The organism is Frateuria sp. (assembly GCF_013362045.1).
GTDB lineage: Bacteria > Pseudomonadota > Gammaproteobacteria > Xanthomonadales > Rhodanobacteraceae > Frateuria_A.
On sequence record NZ_JABFWW010000069.1, the window covers coordinates 1 to 2,229 of the forward strand.

Below are 2,229 nucleotides of genomic sequence, written 5' to 3' on the forward strand. Positions count from 1 at the left end.
ACCAGCGCCCCCGGCTGCACGCCCTGCGCCCGCAGGCCGTGCGCGATGCGGTTGGCGCGCGCCTCCAGCTCGCCGTAGCTCAACCTCCTCGCCCCGCAGCGCACCGCTGCACGGTCCGGCGATGCATCGCACTGACGCTCGAACGGGCCGTGCATGGACAACGCAGGCACCGGCGCGGCCGTGGCGTTCCACTGCTCGAGCCTGGCCCACTCGGCCGCCGGCAGCAGCGGCAGCTTCGCGATGGCCCGCTGCGGTTCGGCCAGCGCCCCTTCCAGCAGGGTCTCATAGCCCTGGCGGAAGCGCGCGGCGGTGGCCGGTTCGAACAGGTCGGCGTTGTACGTCAGGCCGCCGAGCAGCAAGTGATCCTGTTCGATGAACCACAAGCCCAGATCCTCCGCGGCGCCGCGCTGGAACACCGGCAGGCGCTCGTGCTGCAGGTCGCCCCAGCTGTGCGGCCGCGCACTCACGTTCTGGTAGGAGAACATCGCCTGCGCGAGCGGCGGGCGGCTTTCGTCGCGCGGCAGCTTCAGCGCCTTGACCAGGTGTTCGAACGGCACGTCGGGACAAGCGAACGCATCGAGCACCGCCACGCGGACCGCGCGCAGGAGGTCGGCGAAGCCCGCTTGCGGATCGATCGCCACGCGAAGAGGCAGCGCGTTGACGAAGAAGCCCATCACCGGTTCGAGCTCCGCCAGGTCGCGGCCGCGCACGGGCGTATTGACGATCAGGTCGCGCTGCCCGCCGAGCCGGTGCAGCAGCACGACGTACGCCGCCAGCAGCACCATGAACGGCGTCGCCCCCGCCTGGCGCGCGAAGATATGCAGCGCCTGCTGGCGGTCGCCGGACAGTTCGATCCATTCGGTCGCCCCGGCGCCGGACATGCGCGAGGGCCGCGCGCGGTCGGTCGGCAGCTCCAATGGGCCCGGCGGCGATTCCAGGCGTTGCAGCCAGTGCGCGAGCTGGCGCTGGAGCTGCTCGCCCTGCATCCATCCCCGCTGCCAGGCGGCGAAGTCGGCGTACTCGACGGCCAGCGGCGGCAGCGGGTCGTCGCCACCGGCGCGCAAGGCACCGTACAGCGCAGCCATCTCCCGATAGAGCAGGTCGAAGGACCAGCCGTCCCAGACGATGTGGTGGGCCATGAAGAAGAACACGTGCTCCTGCTCGCCGAGCCGGAACAGGCGCGCGCGGAACAGCGGCGGCGCGGCCAGGTCGAACGGCTCCGCCATCAGCGCATCAAGGCGGCGCCGCAGCCAGGGCTCGCGCTCGTCCGCCGGCAATCCGGTCAGGTCTTCCAGCGGCAGGTCCGGGTCGATTGCCGCATGGATACGCTGCCGTGCAATGCCGTCGACGGTTTCGATCGCCGTGCGCAGCACCGGCTGGCGCCGCACCAGCGCGCGCAAGGCCTGCTCGAACGCCCGCAGGTCCAGCGCCCCGCGCAGGCGATGGGCCGAGGGCGTGTGATAGGCCACGCCGCCCGGATGCAGCTGCTCCAGGTACCACAGCCGCTGCTGCATCAGCGACAGCGGCGCATGCGTACGCTCGGCCAGCCGCGGGATGGATGGCCGTGCCTCGGCCGCGCCGGCGCCGCGGATCGCCGCGGCCAGCCGGGCGACGGTGGGTGCCTCGAACACGCTGCGCAGCGGCAGCGCCAGGCTCAGTTCGCGGTTGAGCCGGGCGACCAGCTGGGCGGCCAGCAGGGAATGCCCGCCTTGCTCGAAGAAGTCCTCGTCGATGCCCGGCTCGTGGCCACCGAGCACCGCCGCCATCGCCAGCGCCACCTGCTGCTCCAGTTCGTCGCGCGGCCCGGTGCGCACGCCGGACGGCTGGGCGGCCAGGGTCGGCGCCGGCAGGCGCGCACGATCGACCTTGCCGTTGGGCAGCAGCGGCAGCGCCGCCAGCACCACGACGTGCTGCGGCAGCATGTATTCGGGCAGGCGCTCGCGCAGGCGGGTGCGCAGTGCCGCCTCGTCGAGCGGCGCATCGCTCACCAGGTAGGCGACCAGGCGCGCATCGCCCGGACGATCCTCGCGCACGGTCACCAGCGCCTGGCTCACCTGCGGGTGGCCGGCGAGCTGCGCCTCGATCTCGCCCGGCTCGATGCGGAAGCCGCGCAGCTTGATCTGGAAGTCGGCCCGGCCCAGATGCTCCAGCGTGCCGTCCGCACGCCAGCGACCGCGGTCGCCCGTGCGGTACAGCCGTGCGCCCGGCTGCTCGGAGAACGCATCGGCC

General features: G+C 72.7%; 1 protein-coding gene. It reads right to left on the minus strand.

Features of this window, described 5'->3' with window-relative positions; translation table 11 throughout:
- The coding region (locus HOQ08_RS03445) for a condensation domain-containing protein (RefSeq protein ID WP_291191650.1) at positions 1–2,229 on the minus strand (2,229 nt) is incomplete at both ends.